13 protein-coding genes are annotated in these 18,871 nt (G+C 57.5%); 8 read left to right on the plus strand and 5 right to left on the minus strand.

All coding sequences use genetic code 11. The annotated features are described in order from the left end of the window. Positions 1 to 4 precede the first annotated feature (4 nt). On the minus strand, positions 5 to 1,678 hold the full coding sequence (locus tag AB1772_07305) for an ATP-binding protein (protein MEW5796153.1): 1,674 nt from the start codon (positions 1,676 to 1,678) through the stop codon (positions 5 to 7). Further along, positions 1,675 to 2,628 carry an ABC transporter substrate-binding protein gene (locus AB1772_07310; GenBank protein MEW5796154.1) on the minus strand — a complete coding sequence of 318 codons (954 nt, stop codon included), beginning with the start codon at positions 2,626 to 2,628 and terminating at the stop codon, positions 1,675 to 1,677. Before AB1772_07310 ends, AB1772_07305 begins: the two co-directional genes overlap by 4 nt. A 320-nt stretch (positions 2,629 to 2,948) precedes the next feature. On the opposite strand from AB1772_07310, the gene AB1772_07315 reads away from it, so the two are divergent. From AB1772_07315 to AB1772_07345, 7 genes are all read left to right on the plus strand, one after another. Continuing rightward, positions 2,949 to 5,624 carry a TonB-dependent receptor gene (locus AB1772_07315; protein MEW5796155.1) on the plus strand — a complete coding sequence of 892 codons (2,676 nt, stop codon included), beginning with the start codon at positions 2,949 to 2,951 and terminating at the stop codon, positions 5,622 to 5,624. Positions 5,625 to 5,639: 15 nt separating this feature from the next. Continuing rightward, positions 5,640 to 8,375 (plus strand): hypothetical protein, encoded by a 2,736-nt coding sequence (locus AB1772_07320; protein MEW5796156.1) that lies wholly within the window; start codon positions 5,640 to 5,642, stop codon positions 8,373 to 8,375. Positions 8,376 to 8,387: 12 nt separating this feature from the next. Then, positions 8,388 to 9,386, plus strand: a complete 999-nt coding sequence (locus AB1772_07325; protein MEW5796157.1) for a PorV/PorQ family protein — start codon at positions 8,388 to 8,390, stop codon at positions 9,384 to 9,386. 119 nt (positions 9,387 to 9,505) lie between these two features. Continuing rightward, on the plus strand, positions 9,506 to 11,098 hold the full coding sequence (locus AB1772_07330) for a hypothetical protein (protein ID MEW5796158.1): 1,593 nt from the start codon (positions 9,506 to 9,508) through the stop codon (positions 11,096 to 11,098). 8 nt (positions 11,099 to 11,106) lie between these two features. Then, positions 11,107 to 12,192 (plus strand): DNA recombination protein RmuC, encoded by a 1,086-nt coding sequence (locus AB1772_07335; GenBank protein ID MEW5796159.1) that lies wholly within the window; start codon positions 11,107 to 11,109, stop codon positions 12,190 to 12,192. Between the two features lie 36 nt (positions 12,193 to 12,228). Next, positions 12,229 to 13,629: a Si-specific NAD(P)(+) transhydrogenase gene (gene sthA / locus AB1772_07340; protein MEW5796160.1), complete on the plus strand. Its 1,401-nt coding sequence runs from the start codon at positions 12,229 to 12,231 to the stop codon at positions 13,627 to 13,629. Positions 13,630 to 13,930: 301 nt separating this feature from the next. After that, positions 13,931 to 15,139 (plus strand): hypothetical protein, encoded by a 1,209-nt coding sequence (locus AB1772_07345; protein MEW5796161.1) that lies wholly within the window; start codon positions 13,931 to 13,933, stop codon positions 15,137 to 15,139. A 64-nt stretch (positions 15,140 to 15,203) separates the two neighbouring features. Here the strand turns inward: AB1772_07345 and recR are convergent, their stop codons facing one another. Genes recR through dnaX form a run of 3 tightly spaced genes read right to left on the minus strand, consistent with a single transcriptional unit; the run spans position 15,204 to position 17,872 of the window. Next, complete coding sequence (recR, locus tag AB1772_07350) at positions 15,204 to 15,809, minus strand: recombination mediator RecR (protein MEW5796162.1); 606 nt, start codon at positions 15,807 to 15,809, stop codon at positions 15,204 to 15,206. A 16-nt stretch (positions 15,810 to 15,825) separates the two neighbouring features. Continuing rightward, a complete protein-coding gene (locus AB1772_07355) occupies positions 15,826 to 16,152 on the minus strand; it encodes a YbaB/EbfC family nucleoid-associated protein (protein ID MEW5796163.1) in 327 nt (108 codons plus the stop codon). 52 nt (positions 16,153 to 16,204) lie between these two features. Beyond that, positions 16,205 to 17,872, minus strand: a complete 1,668-nt coding sequence (dnaX, locus tag AB1772_07360; protein ID MEW5796164.1) for a DNA polymerase III subunit gamma/tau — start codon at positions 17,870 to 17,872, stop codon at positions 16,205 to 16,207. Between the two features lie 518 nt (positions 17,873 to 18,390). Between dnaX and AB1772_07365 the strand changes: the two genes are divergently transcribed. Further along, on the plus strand, positions 18,391 to 18,871 hold a 481-nt coding region (locus tag AB1772_07365), incomplete at its 3' end, for a redoxin domain-containing protein (protein ID MEW5796165.1).

Raw genomic sequence — 18,871 nt, forward strand, 5'->3', positions numbered from 1 at the left:
CGTACTAAGCTTTCTGTTCGCTCTCTGCTTTTTCCGCTATATCGGCTGACGGCTCCGGTTTCTGTACAGGTATGATAACGGTGAACGTGGTTCCACGGCCCGTCTCGGATTCGACGGTTATCTCGCCGCCGTGCTCCTTGACGATTCCATAGCTGACCGACAGACCCAGGCCGGTTCCCTTGCCGACCTCTTTGGTCGTGAAGAACGGCTCGAAAATCTTCTTGAGGTTCTCCCTGTCGATGCCGTGGCCGTGGTCGATTATGGCGACCTCGACTGTCCCCCCGAACTGGCCAAGAGCCGGGCAATAACGGGTGCTGACCGTGATGGTCGACCCCGGCTTTGACGCGTGCATGGCATTGATTATCAGATTGGTAAACACCTGCTGCAACTGGCCGGCGTTGCCCTGGATGACCGGGATATCAGATGCCATTTCCACTTTTAGTTCCATCTGGCTAATGCGGAGCTGATGCTCGACAAACGACAACGTCTGTTCGAGGGTTTGGTTGATGTTTACTTCCTCGAACTCGACGGTCCGCGAGGACCGTGAGAACCTGAGCAGGTTTTGCACGATCGTCTTGCAGCGCCTGGCCTGGAGTTCGATATCGCCCACGTACCGAACGTAGCTCTCGATCTCCTTGGGCGTGGTCCTCTCGGGTGTATTCTTGCGCAGCTTTTCGAGCGTGAACTGGGCATAGCCGAGGATTCCGCCCAGTGGGTTATTCAGTTCGTGAGCTACTCCCGCCGCCAGTTGGCCGATAGCGCTCATTTTCTCCGACTGAATGAGCTGGGCCTGGGCTTCCTCGAGCTGCTGGGTGCGCTCGATAATCTTCTCTTCCAGAGTCCGGTTGTACTGCTCAATCTCCTCGCGCGACTGCTTGAGGAAGCTGGTCATCCGGTTGAAAGTCTCGGCAAGCCGGCCGATTTCGTCGCTGCGATCGACCGTGACGATCGTACTGAAATCACCGCGGCTGATCTGGTCGGTCGCCTCGGCCAGCAGCGTGATCGGCTTGACCACCTTGCTGACGATCACGGTCACCACGATGATCGTTAGCAGCAATACCAACGCAGCCAGGAGGATGACGGCGCGAGCCGCTTCGGTGGTGGCCTTATCCATGCTGTCCATGGACATGCCCAGTTCGATCCAGCCGATAGTCTCCGCGACTGTTGACGCGGTCATGGTCTGATCGAGACTTCCGGTCAGGCCGAGGGACTCGCGGTGGACCACCTGCTTCTCATGGGTAATCGGAGCGATCAGTACCAGCAGCTTGTGGCCGTGCTCATCCTCATAGTAGTCCGAAACGAGCGTCATCTGATGTTGGGCGTCCTCGCGTAGCGCGGTCAGTTGCTCACGGGCGAGATGGTTCTGGCCTAAATGGGAAAGAACGATACCGTCAAGGTTGCGAATCAGGCAGTAATCAACTGACGCGAACCGCTGGGTGCCTTCCAGCAGGGCGTCCAGTTCATAGATGGACTCGAACAGCACGCCGCTCTCGGCATTTACCGCGAGGATCTTGATAATAGTCTCGCCGGTGGCACGAAGCTCCCGCCTAAAACCGTCCGCTTGGCGGTTGATAAGGTAGCCGCTGATGATGGCTATACAAACCACCACGATTACGGAGATCGGCAGTACGAAACGCAGCCTGAGGTTGGCATTGGAGGCCAGCCATCGCCGGGTCATCGGTAGACCTCCTTGGCGACAGCCACCAGCTCGGCCGGAATATCAACCTGGACATGCTTGGCGGTTTTTTCGTTATAGTGAAACCAGATGATATCCGGAGTAGTGACCGGGATGTCACCGGGTTTGGCTCCGTTCAGAATCTCGATCGCCAATTGACCGGCCTGGCGTCCAATGGCCTTGTAGTCGAAATCGAGTGCGAAAAGCGCCCCGGACTCGACCACGTACCGGGAAAAACCCATGAAGGGGAGTCCCTTGCGAAGTGAATTCAACAGAATGAACTTTGTTGACTGCGGATCGAACAGGTTCTGGTCGGCCACCGACCAGAGTCCCTGCGCGCAGGCTGCCAGTGAGTCGAGAGCGCGGGGGAGATCTCTGGGGGTGGTTATTTCCAGAGAGATAAGTTCCAGCCCCATGGCCGATGCTATCACCCGTGCAGGGGCGATCAACTTGGCGGTATTCGATGTGTACAGCACGCCGACTCGTTTGAGATTCGGTATGATCTGCCGGAAATACCGAAATTGAATTTCGACTGGAATATCGAGCGACGCGCCAGTTACATGGCCGCCGGGACGACCAACGGATTGCACGAAGCCGGAGATGACCGGGTACTTCACGGAGGAAAAGACAATGGGCAGGGTGGGAAAATTATCCTTGGCGATCTGGGTCGCGCCGCTGCCCACGGTCACCAGCAGGTCCGGTTTCAGCGAACGGATCGACTGCAGCTCACCCGATATGGCCGCCGGGTCCGCGCTGAGCTGTACCGTATGAACGACCGCTGAGTCGCTCTTTTCCTTAATAACGGAACGGGCGCCGCTGATGGTCCGGTTGGTGGCGGTGAGCGTGTCGGTCGACAGGATCACCACGGTCGGGGACGCAGCCACAACAGCACCGCTTGACAGGCACAGCGTTGCCAGGGCGATGAGGAGTATGTTGCGAGCGGCGAAGTTCACAGAATCGGGCAGTCCTCGGTTTGTCTAACCTCTTTTCCCCCCGACACATCGCGGTTTTCGGGCACACGTCGGCAATTGGCCCGGCTCAGTTCTGCTCTGAGTCGACCGCTGTTCCTATTTGTTATCGGGCAATAGGCGTGAAACTTGACGGATAGCCCCGATGGGAGGGTTCAAGAATCGGAAACTTATAGCTTCCGCTTCAGTCAAGGAATTCGGTCCGGAGTCGATACTATAATCGTGAGAAATCGCAAGCGGGTCGTTTCGGCGTTCGCAGGTGCCGAGCCGGCCAGGCTCCAACACTAATACTAAACGGTGGCATTATGGTTTTGCAGAGACGGCTGACACTAACGCTTGTTGCGCCGCTGCTGTTTGTACTCATGGTGGCATCCGGTCAGGTACACGCGACCGTGACAGGGAAAATCTCCGGGGTTGTTATTGATGCCCAGACAGGTAAACCGGTAGAAGGGGCAACGGTATCCGTGGTTTCCAGCAATCTGGCGACCAAAACGGACGAGGACGGCGAGTACTTCATCATCAACATTCCCATAGGGGAGTACGACCTGGCGGTTACCCATGTGGGTTACGAGCGGGTCGCCAAGAAGGAGGTGCGCGTCTTGGTAGACCTGACAACGCCGGTCGATTTCGAGGTGAAGCAGGCTACAGCCGAACTGGCCAATGAGGTGGTGGTATACGCCACCGCGCCGCTCATTCAAAAGGACCTGACGGCATCGCGCATGATCTTCACCGAGGAAAGGCTGAAGAACCTGCCGAACATCACCACGGTGCAGGCGATTCTGACGAAATACCCGGGCGTAGTCAGCGACCAGGACTACCAGTTGCACATTCGTGGGGGGCGCTCGGGGCAACTGTCGTACTATTATGACGGCTTCTCCGTTCAGGATCCGTTCTTTGCAACGTCGGGGATAAGAATCGTGCCCACGGCGCTAGGCGAACTGTCGCTTACCTCGGGAGGATTCTCGGCCGAGTACGGTGAAGCCCTTTCGGGTGTGGTCAGCGCTGTCACCAAGGAAGGCGGCCCTGATTATAAAGGCAACCTGCGTTTCTTCAAAGGCGCCACCCATCCGTACGACATCTATTCCGCCGAGTGGGGCAGGCTGAAGACCGTCTCCTCTCATTCGATTGCCGGAAACTTCTCAGGTCCGGTCCCGGGGTTGGACCAAAAGCGTTACAATTTCTTCGCCTCGGGCGAATACCTGCGCGACAACGGCTATCTCCCACACAACTGGCTGAACTCATATGTCGGAATCAGCAAGTTCACGATGCAGCCGCTTCCGCGCCTGAAAGTCAAAACCAATGTGTCGGTGGAACAGTCCGATGGAGCCACTTATACCCATCGTGATGTCAACAACCGGTCGTACGATTTCAACCTCGACGGCCTGCCGGTATGGGAGCAGGATGCCTACCTGGTGGGCATGGTGAGCAACTACGCCGTCAATGACTGGTCGATCGCCTCGCTAACCTACAACCAGTTTTACACCGAGCGCCAGAGCGGGCCGGCCCATTTGAAAGGGGTTTACTGGAAAGACTGGCCGGGATACTCCGAGGACGCCAACGGAGTGTACAACGGCACGATCGATGATGACAACTACGGCAGCGATATAGACTGGACCGACCCGATGCAGGTCACCGGCTTCACGGTCGGCGACGATTTCGAGCCGACCTACGCCTACCGGCAGACCCGATACCATTCTCTGTCGGGCAGCTATGTCGCCCAGGTGGACAAGCGTAACCAGATCAAGACCGGGTTTGAGTACCGCCGCTATCACGTGGAATGGGATAAAAAGCAGTTCTATAATGATCAGCCGTACGGTGAAAAGTACTCGAGTCGCCCCAAGTTAGCATCGGTCTATATCGAAGATAAGCTGGAACAGCGCGATTTCGTGGTGAATATCGGCCTGCGCTATGATTACCGCGACGCCGACATCTCCTACAACGCGACGCCGGAGGACACGATCGCGCGATACGAGCAGGCCGAGTCCAAGTCGCGGCTCGCTCCGAGATTGGGCGTGTCGTTCCCGGTCTCTGACCGCACCGCCCTGCACTTCAACTATGGCGTCTACTACCAGGCGCCGCAGTATCGCTTCCTGTACACGAATCTGCAGGGTGACCGCACTAGCGGACTGCCGATCCTGGGCAATCCCAACCTGGAGCCCGAGGAAACTGTCGCCTATGAGATCGGAGCTGATCACATGATCGGTAACCAGCTTCGGCTCGACGTCACTGCTTATTACAAGGATATCGAAGACCTGGTAACCACGCGCGAGGTCGGTCAGCTCTCCACCTATCCGGTGACAAGGTATGTCAACGAGGACTACGGCACAGTAACCGGGTTCGACGTCTCCCTGGAGAAGTTGCCGGTATCCGGGCATCTCAGCGGTTCGATCTCCTACGGCTTCATGATCGCCAAGGGGAACAGCTCCGATGCCAACGAACCGTACTACACATATCTGACCTCGAATACCGATACGCTGCCTCCGCTGTCTCAATACGCCCTTGATTTTGATCAGCGTCATACGGTCACGGCGGTCTTAGACTACCGGGTACCCGCGGGCTGGAAAGGCAACTGGCTGGGCCTGGGGATTCCGGGGGCATGGGGTATTTCAATGGTTGGTTACTTTGGATCCGGGCTGCCTTACTCGCGCACCGATGCCGACGGCAACCGCCTGGGTGAACGAAACGAGAACCGCCTGCCGGCGACATACTCCGTCGACATGCGCTTCAACAAGGACTTCTTCATGGGCCGGGCCGGGCGGATCCTCACGTTCTTCGTCGAGGTCGACAACCTTTTCAATCGCAAGAACGTGCTTGACGTCTACTCCCGCACCGGGCTGCCCGATGATGACGCCAATATCCAGGGCGCGGGGCTTTCGCTCGACGAAGACGAATTGAACAAATACGATGAACTGTTTGATCACGATCCTCAGAACTTCTCTCCGCCGCGGACTATCCGCACGGGGCTGGAGCTCACCTTCTAAGCCGGAGACAAGGGCATGAAGAAAGCAATGATACTGTTAACCACCCTGGCCGTCGGGCTGGGGTTTACCCTTGGAGTCGTTGCTGAGGTCCGGGCGGCCGCGCCGAAGCATGGCAACCCGCCTCCCTCGGGGGCGCCCGGCGGCGACGGCGATGACCCCGCGAGAACACCCGCGCCGGTGACTATCGACATGATTGTTCACGATCAGGGGAATATTGTCACGACTGTCGACAACTACGGCCTGATCGGAAGCCATCATTATTATGGGTACCCGTCCGGGGAGTGGCCCCGCAATTCCGGCCATGACTACCTCGCCGAAATCAACTACTGGATGGGCACGGTGACCGTCGACGGTGACACGCTAGTGGCCGACACATACGAAGACTTTCAGGCGATTCCTTCATTAATAACCGGACAGGCCCAAAACCGGATACTGCTTTCGACCGACAGCACCCGCTACTTCGACTTCGACCCCGCCGATACTGTCGGCGCGGGCGGCGGCAACCCGGCTCGGGGCTGGCGGGTATGGAGCGGCGACTCGGCGGCCTGGGTTTATCCGCTGAACTACAACCCGACCACGTCCAGCTTTTTCAGCGGCGGACCGTTGTCGGTACAGGAATCGCACTATCGCTTCGGCGACCACGCCCTGGGCACATCACTTTTGGGCCTGGAAATGACCCACACTGTGCTCCAGTGGAACTACTGCTATAATGAAGACTTCATGTTCGTGATTCTCGAAATCACCAACACCTCCACAGAGGACTACAACAACTTCGCCTTCGGCCTGTACTGCGATATGGACGTCGGCGGTTTCGACGGTACCGGCGAGAACGGCCGGTTGGGCGACCTGGTCGGCTCCGATTCCACCGAAAACCTCGCCTGGATATACGATGAAGACGGGTATGATCCCGGTTGGGGACGCAACGTGGAAGCCGGCTTTATGGGCACCAAATACCTCGAAACGCCCGGCGGCGGCGGCATGACTGCGTTCCGCACCGGCGACTGGGCGCTTCTGCCTGACGACGACCCGGGGCGCTACGCCCTCATCAACAGCACGCAGTACGACGGATCCTTGCCGCCAACCGACCAGTATTACGTGCAGTGCACTCGCGGCATCACTTTGGCTGCGGGAGCTACTGTTCGGGTCGTGTACGCGCTGGTAGCGGGTCAGGATGAGGCCGAGCTCCGCGATAACGCGCAGCTCGCCCAGGAACTCTATGACAATTATTTTGTTGGTCCGGAACCGCCGAACACGCCTGCTCTGACCGTGCAGGCGGGTGACGAGAAGGTATACCTGCGCTGGAACGACACTGCCCAGCATACGATCGACCCGCTTTCCGGTGAGAACGATTTCGCCGGCTACAAGCTGTACCGCAGCGATGATCGCGGCCGTACGTGGGGCGATCCAATCTACAACACCGGCAACGACTGCCTCGACCTGGACTACAAGCCGATTGCCAAGTACCAGGTGAATAATCCTGACGATCCAATTCAGCGCAGTATCATAGATACCGGTCTCATCAACGGCGTCGAATACTGGTACTGCCTGGTGGCCTATGATACCGGCGCCAGCGCAACCGGTGTCGACGTGCTGCAGACCGGATTTGGCGTGCCCGGCTCGTCGCCAAACATCGTGTCGGTCAGTCCGCGCACCGATCCGGCCGGTTATTACGAGGCTGCCGGTACAGTCCGGCATGTCTACAGCGGCACCGAGGAGCCGTCCGAAGGCAGTGTGGTGCCGGTGGTGTTCGACCGCAGCCAGACCAGCGGCGATGATTATCAGGTAGTATTCGAGGACACGCCTGAGAGAACCTACTGGCATCTCATAAACGTCACGACCGGTGATACGGTGCTGGTATCTCAGACGCTTGAGAATGCAGATCCCGGCATGTACGAGGTGGCGGAGGGGCTGCGAGTGGTCGTGCGCAACGCCGACCCGGTGCCGCGCTCGATGGGCCAGACCGCTTTGGGCGGGGCTGACACCAACCTGGTTGTTACGTCAAACAACTTCTTTGGCACAACCACCGAGTTCTTCCTGGGCGAGAATTTCGGCAGCGAACCCCATCGCGCCACCTACGAACTCCGGTTTAGCGTCGACAGCACGGTCGCATCGGCCATCAACGACGACGTCGGCATGGGCATGGCCTGGTCGATCCCGTTCGAGGCCTGGAACGTTTCGGCGAATCAGCGGGTAGCCCTGGTCATCTATGACATCGGACTCGATGGCGCCTACGACCCGTGGGATCCGCTGATCATAGTCAATACGCCCTACGACCCTGTTACCGACCCGTTTACGACGGCCTGGCCATACGACTTCAGTTGGATGTTTCGCTTTAGCTATACGCTCTACAACCCGAGTATAGGCGACGTCTATACCATTCAGGGCGCTCCGATGAACAGCCCCGAAGATGTTTTCGAGTTCTCGTCGGATGCAGTCAACAGCTCCAATGCCAGGGGCCAATTGGCGCGCGTCAAAGTAGTGCCCGATCCGTATTATGCTTACGCCTCCCTGTGGGAGGTCGGTGCGGGTGAATCCAACCTGCAGTTCCAAAACCTTCCTGATCGCTGCACCATTCGCATTTACACGCTCAGCGGCGAGCTTGTCAAAACGCTTGAGCACACCAACGGCAGCGGCACCGAGGAATGGAACCTGCAGAGCGTGGATCAGCGCCTGGTGGTTTCGGGCGTGTACATCTATCATATCGAATCAAGGTACGGTGAGCGGCTCGGCCGTTTTGCCGTGGTCAAGTAATGGAGGCCTGGCGTGAAAACCGTAATTAGCCTTCTGATAGTTCTCGCGCTCGCCGTGCCCGTCATGGCGGGCGGAAACAACGGCGGTTCGGTCGGTGCGCAGTTTCTCAAGATCGGCGTGGGTTCGAGATATCTCGGCATGGCCGATGTCGGTGTCGTGACCGCCCATGACGCCTATGCCGCTTATTGGAACCCGGCCGGCCTGGTCGAGGTCGAAAACTGGTCGCTGGCGTTTACTAACGTAAACTGGCTGGTAGATATCGACCTCAACTATTTCGCGGCGGCGCGCCAGTACGAGGATGTCGGTGTGTTCGGCGCCTCGGTGGCGGTTCTCTCCGCCGGTGAGCAGGAAATCACCACGGTTGCGGATCAAGACGGCACCGGCAGCACTTATCGCATTTCGTCCTATGCCATCGGCCTGTCGTTCGCCCGACAACTGACGCACCGGTTTGCATTCGGTATGTCGGCCAAGTATGTCGGGGAGGAAATCGGCGAGGTGGACTCGCGGGGATTCGGGGTGGATTTCGGCACCATGCTCTACACCGGCTTCAACTCTCTGCGGGTGGGTATGGCTATTACCAACATGGGGCCGGATCTGCGCTTCTCCGGAGCGGCGCTGAAAGTCGATTATGACGGTCAGAGCGGCAACGATTCCGACGCGCCGGTCGACGCTGAATTGAGCACGCGGCCGTACAACTTGCCGCTGACTTTCCGAGTCGGCATGGCTTACGACTTTGATTTCGGACCGAGGTCGGTTCTGACCCTGGCCGCCGAACTGAACGACCCCAGCGACGGACGTCAGCGGGGAGCTTTCGGGGCCGAGTTGGGCTACATGGAGCGGTTCTTCCTCCGGGGCGGATACAAGCTCCGGTACGAAGAGCAGGGCCTGGCGGTGGGCGGTGGAGTAGTGGCGCCGCTTGGCGAGAATACACGGATGACTATCGACTACGCCTGGCAGGACTTCGGCCGATTGGAATCAACCCAACGCTTCTCGGTCGGGTTTACTTTCTGAGCCGGCGCAATCGTCAAAGCAAAAGCCCCGTTCGCGGGGCTTTTTTTTGATCGCCGGTGGACAAAGTCGGTACAAAGATTTATTATACGCGCCACAAAATCATAATAGGGTCTGCAGAAATGAGTAGATTGTGTAAAGCCGCCATAGTTACGGTGCTGTCGATGCCGATCTGTTTCTCCGGCGCCCGTGCTGAAGACTCCTGCCCCGCCGCCATTGGGGTCATAAACGAGTACTTCGAACTGGTAGCCCGCGGCAGCTATGACATCGCCGGCGACATGTGGACACCCGAGGCTCTCGAGCGCTCCGGCCGCTTCAGTATCAGGTTCAACTCTGTTCCTCTGAAAGTCGACTGCAATTCGCCGATCATGCGCAATGTCGATCAATTCTCCGGGAAAGTTATCGCCCCGATACGTGCGTGTCAGCAGGTCGACAGCACTGACTGGTATCGGCTCGAATACGCCGATATCTACGGCAGCAGCTTGTTGCGTCACGACTACTTCCTACAGAAACGGGGCGACTGGTTCTGGATCGGCTACCCGCAGGATCATTATGCGGCCACCTGGTCGGTCACCGAATCTCGCTACTTCAGAATTCGAACTCATCCCGATGCAGAGAAGTACCTGAACCCGGCGGCGATCGCCGAGGCGGACAGGTTCGTCGAACAAACGTGCTCGCTGCTGGGTATCGCTGACTCGACACTCCGGAGGATCGCGGCCCCGAAGATCGAATATTACTTCTGTCCGACCGACAGCGTTGTAAAGCAGATCACCGGCTTTCTGGTGGTGGGGACGCTCGATCTGGCATCCAACGACATCATCACGGCTGATTTCCCGCATTTCCACGAATTGACTCACTTGCTTATCAACATCCGCTTGCGGGAAGTGCCGCTGTACACATTGCCGATTATGCGCGAGGGTCTCGCAACCTATCTGGCCGGACGCTGGGGAAAACACCCGGCCCCACTGATGGACCTGGCGATCTTTCTCTATAACGAGGACCTGGTCACGTTCGACTCGATCTTCACCATGGCCGGATTCGACACCGATTCGGGAGCCGATATCGTTTATCCGGTGGCCGGACTGTTCTGCGGCTACCTGATAGAGAAGCTGGGTATGTACGGCTGTCTCGATCTATATGTAAGTCTGTCCGGCAGGTTCCCCGAGGTAAACGGTCTGACTCCGGCGGACGTCCAGTCCAGGATCTGTGCCGCGGTCGACCAACCCCACTGGGCTGGCCTGAAGACTGACTTTGAGGCTTATCTGGCGCGGTACCAGGCGGAGCGGGTGGTGGCGCTCCCCGGCGAGGGCGCCAGGGGCGAAGCGATAATGAACGGCGACCGTATCGCTGTCTACGACGCCGGCGATTGGATCGGCTTTGAGTTTGTTGCGGCTCCTGACGATACACTCTGTCAGGGCAACCTGGTTTTCGCGCCGGCGGACGGGCTCCAGGGTCAGAGGTCACAGTTGTTTGAATCTCAGTACTCCGAAAAGCAGGCTTTCGAGGGATACCGCTTCGGGGTTCGCTATGATCGGAATGAGGCGGGGCTTTACGATTACGCCACCAACCAGTTGCTGGCCAAGTTCATCATGGGCATTACGCCTTCCGATGACTACTTCGATGCGGAGCGGAAGATTATCAAAGTGCGCTTCCGCAAGTCGCTGCTGAACGGACAGCTTCCCGCATCGGGGCAGTACCGTCTGCTCCCGCTTTAGAGGCTGGCGTGGAAATACCTTCCTCAGTCCTTTTTGTCCTCTGGCTTGCCGTTCTTCTGGTGCTCGTATGGATAGCCGTCCGCCTGAGACCGGGTCAGGGCGATCGCACCGCCGAGCGCCTTGAGTCCACCGTGGCCATGCTGAAGGCGGATCTTATCTCCCGGCAGGCGGACTCACTCCTGGCTATGCGGGACTCGATCGATTCCGCCAATCGCATCATCAATGAGCGCCTGGCCGAGGGAACGATTAGTCTTGATCGCCGGATGGCCGTTCTGGGAGAACTGGAGAGCCAGCTTGGCAAACTGGCGGTGCAAGCGAGCAATATAGAAAACGTCGGAAAAAACATTCAGTCGCTCTCGGACCTGCTGCGTCCGCCCAAGCTGCGCGGCGCGGTAGGAGAACTGCTGCTTGAAAATATCCTCTCGCAGATTCTGCCTCCCGCCGGTTACGAAACACAGCATTGTTTCCCGGACGGTTACCGGGTGGACGCGGTTGTCAAACTCTCGGGACGACTGTTGCCGATCGATGCGAAGTTCCCTCTCGAAGCTTTCGAGCGCGTGTTGAAAGAACCTGAAGACCAGAATCTGCAGAAGCAGTTCGCTCAGAGTCTGCGGAAGCACATCGATGACATCGCTCTGAAATACATCCGCCCGGCCGACCAAACTCTCGATTTCGCGATCATGTACATTCCGGCCGAGGCCGTATACTTTCAATTGATTTCGCAAAACCACCAGGACGGACTTGAATACGCCCTGTCCCGGCGAGTGATTCCCAGTTCGCCGGGGCATTTGTATGCGTTCCTGGCGACTGTCGCCGCGCTGCACTCGCACATAGCCGTGTCGGCCCTGGAGATGGGCGAGGGGAGTCGCCGGCTGCAAACGGGGCTCGATCAACTCTTCGAAGCGAGTGAGCAGCTGGCGCGTTATCACAGCCGAATGGAAGGGTCGCTGAGGGCTCTGACTGCCGCCTTCGAACGAGCCAAAAGCGAACTTGATCAAATCAGACTGCAACTGGAGAAGCTGCGCCAGCCGTTCGAAAGAGCCGAATCGCCCTTGTCAGATATAGCAGCCCAAAGGGATTCTGAAGCGCGTTGAGGGCTGGCACAACGGTTTTGGCTGCGAACTATTAGCATGGAACACAGCACTTATGATTTAGTAGTAATCGGCTCCGGTCCGGCCGGAGAGAAAGCAGCGGTCGAGGCGGCCGGCTTTCACAAACGCGTGGCAATTGTGGAACGCCAATCGGTGCAGGGGGGAGTCTGCCTGCACACCGGTACTATACCGTCCAAAACACTTCGCGAAACGGTGGTTTATATCGCCGGGCTGCGGCAGCGTTCAGTTTACGGCCTGGTGCCGCCTACGGTGCTCAACGTGACCCCGCGCGAACTGATGTACCGCAAGGATCAGGTCATCCGCGAGGAACTGGAAGTTATTCACCAGAATATGAGCCGCCTCGGTATCGAGGTCATCCACGGCACCGGGCGGATCGAAGATCCCCATACGGTGAGTGTGACCTCCGGCGATGGCCGGCCGCGGACGCTCAACGCCGGTGTGATTGTCATCTCCACCGGCACCCGCTCGTATCGCCCGGCCAATATAGACTTTGACGGCAAGTACGTTTACGATGCCGAGACCGTGCTCGATCTCGATATTATCCCGCGTACACTGACCATCATCGGCGGCGGCGTGGTCGGCTGTGAATATGCATCGATATTCTCCCATCTTGGCATCCGCGTGACCATTGTCGACACTCGCGATCGACTCCTGCCGTTTCTTGACAACGAAATCGCCGAGGCGCTGTCGTACCTGATGCGTAAGTACGGAGTGACACTCGTACTCAAGGAGACCGCCGATCAGATCGTTGTTGAGAACGGCCAGACAATTACGACTGTCCGCTCGGGGCGGAGAATTGTTTCCGATCGGCTTTTGTACGCGGCGGGAAGATGCGGCAATGTCGAGGGACTCGGTTTGGATAGACTCGGTATAACGACCGATGACCGCGGACTGATCATGGTGAACGAACGGTATCAGACCAGCGTCCCCAACATATACGCGGTCGGCGACGTAGTCGGGTTCCCGTCGCTGGCGTCAGTGTCGATGGACCAGGGGCGCCTGGCCGCGAGACATGCGTTCGGGCGCGGCGATATCAGTTGCCTGAACAGCCTGCTGCCCTTTGGCATCTACACGATTCCGGCGGTTTCGATCGTAGGCGAGACAGAGCAGTCCCTGGCCGCTTCCGGCCAGAATTATGCCATCGGCACGGCCCGTTACTATGAGCTGGCGCGCGGCCAGATAATAAATGACCACGACGGGATGTTGAAGATATTGTTCGATCCCGAGTCAAAACGTATTCTCGGTGTCCATATCATAGGCGAACGTGCCACAGAACTGGTGCATATCGGGCAGGCGGTGATGTCACTCGGGGGGAATCTCGACTACTTTATTGAAACCGTGTTCAATTATCCCACCCTCGCTGAGGCTTACAAAGTTGCAGCTCTGGACGGCCTCACGCGGCTGAGTTATCGGCAGTAGTTGGTGTTTTCGGTCATGTCGTCTTGTATATCGCGACCCTTGCTGTTCTGACACTGGACCTGAGGCGATGTGGGGTGGGGTCGTACGCACGCGGCGACAGCTAATCCCCCGCGCGAGCGGGTGGGCCACCAAGGCCGCGCTGCCGGATGTGAACTCAGACAAATCAGGTCATCTTTGATTACAGCCAAATGTATTGACAGCGCATCGCTACGGCGGTACATTATTAGAGTGACGCGTGTGTCAGGTGGGTGGTTTTTCGCCATGCGCCGGAGCCGAACGGCTTGTATCAGCGAGTTCAAACATGTCACGAAATCGAATCGCTCGAACCAGCTTAATCATGATTGCTGTGGGGATACTTGTACATCTCACACTATCAGCCAGTGTGTATTCACAAGGAAGTTGCTGTGTCGGCAGGGTCGGCAATGCAGATGGTAGTGGTGGCGATGAGCCGACAATTGGCGATGTAACCACCATGATCGGTTCGACGTTCATCTACGGGTGGCAGTATTGCGAACAGGTCTATCAGTGTGTGGCGGAAGCCGATATCAATCAGTCTGGCGGCCTGAATCCTGAGTGCACCGACGTTAGTATAGGCGACATTACAATTCTTATCGACTACCTGTTCATCACTGGTTCGTCACTGGGTTTGCCCGACTGCTTGCAGCAGTCGAGCGACCCTCATGGATACGCTGTTGGCTATGGTGGTTGTAAGGGAGCAGCGGGTTTGGATGGCGGGCGGATTGCAAGTATGCAAACATGCGTTTCATACTCATACGATGGCTCCGGCATTCTGGCTCTTACTCATGTCGATGCCGGATTGAACTGCTGCCCGGTGACAACACTTGGTGTCAGCATCACAGGTGATACGATAAGAGTGAGCGAATACGACCTCGGTCTGTGTGATTGCTCTTGCCTCTATGATATTGAATACCGAGTGGAAAACCTCCCTACGGGGAGTTATCGGATTGTTGTAGACGAAGCAATTCCGAACGATGGCGAACCCCTCGATTTCACGGTCGACCTGGCGCTCGCGCCAACCGGGGTTTTTTGTGTGGCGCGTACCCAGTATCCTTGGGGCGGCGGCACCGCGGGTTACTTGTTTTCGCGCTCTGACTGCAAAACTAACTTCGGCGCGGCCCAGGAAAACGGTGCTATGGCGACTTCAAGCTGCATCGAGTATGTTTACGATGGCTACGGGACGCTGATGATGACACACGTGAACGCCGGTCTCAATTGCTGTCCGACCGAAATCTCGGCGCAATTCAGTTTTGAGGGTTCGACGATTACGGTGACCGAGATCGAAGACCTCTCAGGCGGCGGCTGCCACTGTCTCTGCTTGTATGATCTCGAGTACCGTATCCTGAACCTAGCGCCAGGTGAATACCGGCTCGTGATAATCGAGCCGTACGTGGAGCCTCCCGTCGCGGTGCTTGACTTTACGCTGGGCCTGACAATCGCCGCTTCCGGCGTGCATTGCGTTGAGCGGACAGTCTATCCGTGGGGGCAGTAGACACTTATTTGCCTACAAGGCGGTTTGTGAATCGGTAGGTCTGAAGCAGATCTGCCCTACTTGGCTATTCCCCCTCCATCTCCTGTCGTCCCTCAAGCGCACGCGAGAGCGTCACCGAATCGGCATACTCCAAATCCGAGCCCACCGGTAAGCCTCGTGCAATCCGTGTGACTTTCGGTCCCAGCGGTGAGATTAATTTGGCAAGGTATAGCGCCGTCGCCTCCCCCTCCACGTTGGGATTCGTGGCAATTATTATTTCTTTGACTTCGCGGTCGATCCGATGTAACAGTTCTTTGATGCGCAAATCATCCGGCCCGATTCCATCCAGCGGCGACAGCCGTCCCCCGAGAACATGATACAGACCGCGATACAGATCGACTTTGTTCAGCGCGGCGGCATCCATCGCGTCCTCAACCACGCAGATGACATCACGACGACGCCTTTGGTCGGAACAGGTCGAGCAGGGATCGGTCTCGGAGATGTTATAGCATACTGAGCAGAAGCTGACTTTCTCTTTGACCTCGCGAATCAGGTCGGCCAGCTCGAGCGCCTCCTCCGACGGTAGCTTCAGAATGTGAAACGCCAGCCGCGCGGCGGTCTTGCGCCCGATTCCGGGCAGGCGCGACAACCAGTTGGCGAGACGCTCAATTGATCCGGCGGATTCGAACATCGTTTTTGCGCCTCGCTCAAAACGGAAGGTTCAGCCCCGGCAGACTCAGGCCTCCGGTGAGACTGGACATCTGCTGCTGCTGAATTTCCTGCGACTTTTCCCGCGCCAGATTGAGCGCGGCCACAATCAGGTCCTGCAGCATCTCGACATCATCCGGATTGACAACTTCGGGATCGATCGTAATCGACCTGATCTCATTCTTGCCGCTGACCACGACCCTCACCATGCCGCCACCGGCGCTGCCCTCAATCTCGGTTTGTTCCAGTTGCTGCTGGATTTCAGCCATCTTGGCCTGCATCTGCTGCACTTGTTTCATCATATTGCCCAGGCCGCCCTTGCTCATATCACTTCTCCTTGGTTATTCCTTACTCAATTCGCCGGATGTGTGCCCGTGATCAGTCTTCCGCTTTCTTGATGCCGATTATCTCGCCGTTCACCATATCGACCAAACCCTTTAGCCTCGGAGAGCGCTCGACCAGTTCCTTTGGATCGACTTTGGGTTTCTCGGGGCTGCTCTCGGCGGGTTCGACCTTCTGCTGGTCAATCTCGAACGTTATCGACAGGCTCGCCTTGAAACAGTCGCGCAGGGTTTGCTCGATCAATTTCAAATTCTCCGGTTTGGTAACCAGTTGGCGTGAGGCCTCGCCCGACGCCGCAAAGAACATTTGCAGGCGGTTGTCTTTGATCGCGCGAAGCTCCGCCATGCGCACCTGCGAAGCCAGCATCGGGCTCGACTTTCTCAGCACCGCCAGAAAACTCTCCCATCCCGATTGAATTGTCGGCATGTTGACAACGCGCGTACCCGCTGGCGGCGTCTGCGGCGGCAGAGGCGTGCCGAGAACAGTCGCCGACTGCGTCGAGGAATGACGTTTCGATCTGAACAGATCGCGCTCAGTAGTGTTGTTGGACGACCCGCTGTCGGTCGCGCCCTCGTTCTGCTGGAGGTATTTGAGAATCTCCTCGAATCGGACTGTCGATTCCATCTCGGCCATCTTCACCGCGGCGGTCTCGAGCAGGAGACGCTGATCGATCCCGCGCTTGAGATCGTCGTATAGGTCAACGGCGATTTTGACCAGGCGGAGCATATCACCGAGCTGGAAAAAATCCGCCTGGCGCCGGTACTCCGTGGTCTCTGCGGCATCCAGTTCGAGGAGTCGTCCCGCGTCCGGGTCGGACTTGATGACGATCAATTGTCGGAAATGCTCGAGCAGCTCCGCCGTGAAATCCGACACGTCGATACCGGCGTCGAATACCGCCTTAATGAGATGCAGCGCCTTGCGCCGGTCCGAGGCTGCAACAGTCTCGACAAACTCAAATAGAAACCGGCGATCGACCAGCCCCAGCGCGCTCACCACGTCTTTCTCGGTGACCCGGTCGCCGGAAAACGCGGCCACCTGATCGAGCAAAGACAAGGAATCGCGCACCGAACCGTCGGCTTTTCGTGATAGCAACTTGAGCGCCGGTTCGTCGAACTCTAATTTCTCTTTCGCCGCGACATCTTTGAGGTGAGCGGCCAGATCGTCAACCGAGACCCGGCGAAAGTCGAATCGTTGGGTTCGTGAGAGAATCGTATCCGGCACTTTGAGCGGCTCGGTAGTCGCCATCACGAAAATGACATGCTCCGGCGGCTCCTCAAGCGTTTTTAGAAGCGCGTCGAACGCCGATCCGGATAGTCGCTGGACCTCGTCGATAATGAAGATCCGTTTCTTGCCGCGTGTCGGAAGATACCGCACGTTTTCACGCAGCGTGCGGATGTCATCGACTCCAGTGTTGGAGGCGGCGTCGATCTCGAGCACGTCCATCGATGATCCCGCGGTGATTTCGATACAGGCGGGGCATTCTCCACAGGGCGTTTCCGTGGGGCCGTTGATGCAATTCACCGCCTTGGCCAGCAGGCGGGCCACAGTGGTCTTGCCGGTGCCGCGCGGCCCGCAGAACAAGTACCCGGACGCCACCCGTCCGTTGCGAAGCGCGTTTCTGAGCGTGCGCGTAACGTGTTCCTGGGCCACGACTTGATCGAACGTGGCCGGACGGTACTTCCTCGCGAATACCAGATAGCTCATGACCCGTCAATATACGCCAAATGCAATAGTGAGGGTATCATATTCTGACCTGCCCAACAGGCGCTGCAGAACTCCGGGTTCACGTGCGCCAAAGGTCTCTCGCAGTTGTGCGGAGCAGACCTCCTGTTATTCGTGCGCGGCAGACCTCCGAGAGACGTGCGCGGCAGACCTCCCGAGAGACGTGCGCGGCAGCCCCCGGTCTGCCCGGCCATTACGTACTGGCTCGCAGACATCGCAAGCGCGAGTTTTCTCTTGCATCGCACGGTACCGTAGACTATGGTATTTGTAAGATCCGGTATCCCGCAGCTCTGCTGTGGGTGGGCTGAACTGGAAGACCGTAGGGTGGGTTTGCTTCATACCCGCCACTGGTGACTGGTGGCCCACAGCTTGCTGTGGGTGGGCAGAACTGAAAGCACGGGAGGTCGCGATGGTGAGAATCAAGAGTACAAAAGTAGTGTTTATGGGGGGTATTGCTTGCCTGTGTCGCCTATCCTCTTGGGGCACAATTCGGTAGCTGGATGGATGCCTTGCGGCACATGTGGAATGCCGATGAGTATCGCAAGCAAGCATCGGAGCAGACCGCCGCAATCCTGAGGAAAATGGGGACGATCCAGGTGGGCGATACCCTCGCTGACTTCAGCCTTGAGGACATCGATGGTCAGTGGCATCGGCTGTCGGAGTTGGTGATTGATAAAACGCTGATTACATTTGTTAAGCCGGACTGCGATGCTTGCCTGATTGAGCTTGAGAGGTTGAGAGAATCAGCCCGCGGTCCGGATGATTACGAACATGTCTTACTGATTACGTCAGCGAATCCGCTACACTTGCAAAAGCTCAGAGCGGATTACGGTTTGGGGTGTGCGATCTTATATGATGAGGAGCGTGCTTTCGGAAACGCTCTGAAAGTTCAGAGCTTCCCGTTTAACATTGTTGTAAACAACTCGCGTGTTATCGAAGAGATTCACGCGAACACGTTGTTCCCCGACGATTACGAGCGGT

This window comes from Candidatus Zixiibacteriota bacterium, assembly GCA_040752815.1.
Classification (GTDB): domain Bacteria; phylum Zixibacteria; class MSB-5A5; order GN15; family FEB-12; genus JAGGTI01.

Coding starts and splice junctions, on each gene's coding strand:
- AB1772_07305 (MEW5796153.1), bottom strand. CDS start 1,678: ATGACCCGGCGATGGCTGGCCTCCAATGCCAACCTCAGGCTGCGTTTC.
- AB1772_07315 (MEW5796155.1), top strand. CDS start 2,949: ATGGTTTTGCAGAGACGGCTGACACTAACGCTTGTTGCGCCGCTGCTG.
- AB1772_07320 (MEW5796156.1), top strand. CDS start 5,640: ATGAAGAAAGCAATGATACTGTTAACCACCCTGGCCGTCGGGCTGGGG.
- AB1772_07330 (MEW5796158.1), top strand. CDS start 9,506: ATGAGTAGATTGTGTAAAGCCGCCATAGTTACGGTGCTGTCGATGCCG.
- sthA (MEW5796160.1), top strand. CDS start 12,229: ATGGAACACAGCACTTATGATTTAGTAGTAATCGGCTCCGGTCCGGCC.
- AB1772_07345 (MEW5796161.1), top strand. CDS start 13,931: ATGTCACGAAATCGAATCGCTCGAACCAGCTTAATCATGATTGCTGTG.
- recR (MEW5796162.1), bottom strand. CDS start 15,809: ATGTTCGAATCCGCCGGATCAATTGAGCGTCTCGCCAACTGGTTGTCG.
- AB1772_07355 (MEW5796163.1), bottom strand. CDS start 16,152: ATGAGCAAGGGCGGCCTGGGCAATATGATGAAACAAGTGCAGCAGATG.
- dnaX (MEW5796164.1), bottom strand. CDS start 17,872: ATGAGCTATCTGGTATTCGCGAGGAAGTACCGTCCGGCCACGTTCGAT.